This window comes from Winogradskyella undariae (assembly GCF_013285155.1).
In the GTDB taxonomy this organism is placed as follows: domain Bacteria; phylum Bacteroidota; class Bacteroidia; order Flavobacteriales; family Flavobacteriaceae; genus Winogradskyella; species Winogradskyella undariae.
The window spans coordinates 1-2625 of the sequence record NZ_JABTEL010000043.1; the positions used below are offsets into that span (position 1 = coordinate 1).

The window sequence follows — 2625 nt, forward strand, 5'->3', positions numbered from 1 at the left end:
TAAACAAAAACGAACGCGAGAAAATTCCGAAGGAATTTTCCAAATAAGCACTTGCCAAAGCAATTAATTATACACGTTGTTGCCAGTAGTGCTTATATCTGCATTAAGTCTTTGTTTTTGTCTTTTAAATACCAATATTTTTCTTTTCCATTACTATGAAAAGCATTCATGGTTGCTGTAAATTTCATGCCTTTTAAGTCGATACGTAATGTTAATGCTCTGATTTCGCCTCCTTCTTCGTGTTGAATTAAAAATGAAATAATACCAGAACCAAATTCGCTTAATCCTGAAAAATATTTAATATCTATGATTTTTGAGCCAGACTGAAATCCTTTTTTAATCATTTCCTTTGTTATAAGGTCTTTTCCATAATCGAAAATAACCTTAATATCAGTTAAGCGGTCTTTTTTTTCAGATTCAGATAGACCTTTCCACATTTTATAATCTTCCATAAACAAAAATTTGCGTTCGGTAATTAAATCCGAAACTTGAGTTTCAGATTTGTTTTCGGCAATTTTCGGTTCTTTAATGACTTCGATTTTTTCCTTTTTGAATATTAATTTGTATAGCCAATAGAATGGAAGTCCAATTAGGAATAAAATTAATAAAATCAGAAATATACCAAGCATTCAAGAAGGTTTTTAAATTTTTATTGGGATGTTTGTTCGCATTACTGGCAACGGACTTGTGTATGAAACGTAGCGTGCAAAAAGACACTAACTTTTCGGATTAACACAGAGCCGAATTTTTATATTTTGTTTTTAATTTTCTCTTTTTAAAAGCCAAATTAAAAATTTGGCGGACTTACTAAATATACACAATCCTTTCGGTTTAGCACTTATTAGCTATGTTTTATACACCGTGTTGTGTGCAGTTTTTTATATTCCATTTCTACTTTTCCAATTACTCATTGTGGTCGGATGTTCATTGTCAATTGGATAATTCCGATTTACAAAGTCCAACTGTTTTGTTGTTAGCAAGACAAACATTCCGTCATTTCCGCAATTTATTGGATAAAACTGTTCGTCCGAATTTTGTCGTCTCAATTCAGCGTTCAACATTTCTATAAAATTCACATAGGCAATTCCCCAATCCAAGTCAGAAAATTGTCCGTCAAATGCTGTGTATTCAATTCCGTTCAGTTCGATTGTGTGTTTCCAACTATTTTGGTCTTGTTCGCTTTGTTCATTCTCAAATTTCAATTCCAGTCCAAGTTTTTCAAAAGTCGGTTTTACTTGTTTTAAATATTCCATTAGTCCGCCAATCTCGAATAGTTCCTCACAATCTACCCCATAGATAGCGATTGTCCATAAAATTTAGAGTCTCTCCGCGCATTGGTCCTTGAAAGAAATTTAAGTCCGTGTACGCCTTTTGAAAGTCAGATTTAACAGTATCTAATTCAGATTCGTTAGTCAGATTGAAATAACCCAATTTTTCTAATTCCGCTACAACTTCTTTTCCGCTTAATTTTTCTTGGATTACTTTTTCTGGATTTGGGTTTTTGATTTTAGAAACAGCATTATCCTTTTTGAAATTACAAGCCCAAAAAGAGCAAATGAATATGATTAGAAAAAGGTGTTTCATTGGTTTTGTTAAATTGCACACAACGTTTGGTGTATGGTTAGTGCGGAAATAGAAAGTCAGAGACTTTCAGTTTAGCACTTAGCCAAAACTTTTTATTTTGTTTTATCTTTTTCTGTTCTAAAGCCAAATCAAAAGATTTGGCGGACTTTATAAAAATACACAAAACTTTGGATTAAGCACAATAGCTCGCATTAATTATACACATTGTTGTGTTTTCGTACTTTTATTCTGCTGTTAATTGTATTGATAATCCTAAAGCATTAGCAAGCAAAGCAAAATTCGAAAGTCTAATATCTTCTCCGTTTTCAATTCGAGAAATATATGGTCTTTTTTTTCCTACCATTTCAGCCAAATTCTCTTGACTCAGATGTAATTCTTTTCTTCTGTTTTTAATGATTTCTCCAAAATAATAAGAAAAAGCATTTTCTCTAAATTCCTCACGTTCTTTCGAACCTTCTTTTCCATATCGTTTTGCAATCAGCTCTTTTGCGTTTATTGATTTTCCCATAATTACTTTTCTTTTAGATAATTTTCTAATATTTTTTCGGCTTGTCTGATTGCCTTTTTATAATCTTTAGTTCCCTTTTTCTGAAATCCATATAAACAAACGGCTTGAGTACATTCTGCAAAATTCAGATGGTCAATAGCAAAAATTACAACTCTATATTCATTTCCTGCTTTAATTCTCAACTCATAAAATTGTGTCGATTGCAGTTTCTTTAGAAAATTTGAATTAACAACTTTTATTTCTCCAATAATCTCAATTAATTGGAAGAATTTCAATCCAACTTTTTCGTTTTGATTGTCGATAAATTCCAAGCACTCTTCTGTAATATCGATTTCTCTCACACTACAAATGTAACGAATAAGTTACAATTATTATTCCAAATTCACGTTTTTTTTGGTAGGCGGATTTTTTTAGTATGAAACACAACGTGTTTGTGTATGCTTAGTTGCGTGGCTAGGCAACTAAATTAGTAAACTTTTACGAACCTGAGAATATTCCGAAGGAATATTCCAGATAAGCAGAAACCAAGCAAT

5 protein-coding genes are annotated in these 2625 nt (G+C 31.6%); all 5 read right to left on the reverse strand.

The annotated features are described in order from the left end of the window. Positions 1–92: 92 nt before the first annotated feature. The gene (locus tag HSX10_RS18550) at positions 93–629 is read right to left on the reverse strand and encodes a hypothetical protein (RefSeq protein WP_173589748.1); all 537 of its coding nucleotides are present in this window, start codon (positions 627–629) and stop codon (positions 93–95) included. A gap of 249 nt (positions 630–878) precedes the next feature. Further along, positions 879–1202 carry a hypothetical protein gene (locus HSX10_RS18800; RefSeq protein WP_254453275.1) on the reverse strand — a complete coding sequence of 108 codons (324 nt, stop codon included), beginning with the start codon at positions 1200–1202 and terminating at the stop codon, positions 879–881. Between the two features lie 76 nt (positions 1203–1278). Next, a complete protein-coding gene (locus HSX10_RS18805) occupies positions 1279–1584 on the reverse strand; it encodes a hypothetical protein (RefSeq protein WP_254453276.1) in 306 nt (101 codons plus the stop codon). 223 nt (positions 1585–1807) lie between these two features. Continuing rightward, complete coding sequence (locus HSX10_RS18560) at positions 1808–2092, reverse strand: helix-turn-helix domain-containing protein (protein ID WP_173589749.1); 285 nt, start codon at positions 2090–2092, stop codon at positions 1808–1810. Between the two features lie 2 nt (positions 2093–2094). After that, positions 2095–2433, reverse strand: coding sequence for a type II toxin-antitoxin system RelE/ParE family toxin (locus tag HSX10_RS18565; protein WP_173589750.1), 339 nt, complete (start codon positions 2431–2433; stop codon positions 2095–2097). Between the last annotated feature and the right edge of the window lie 192 nt (positions 2434–2625).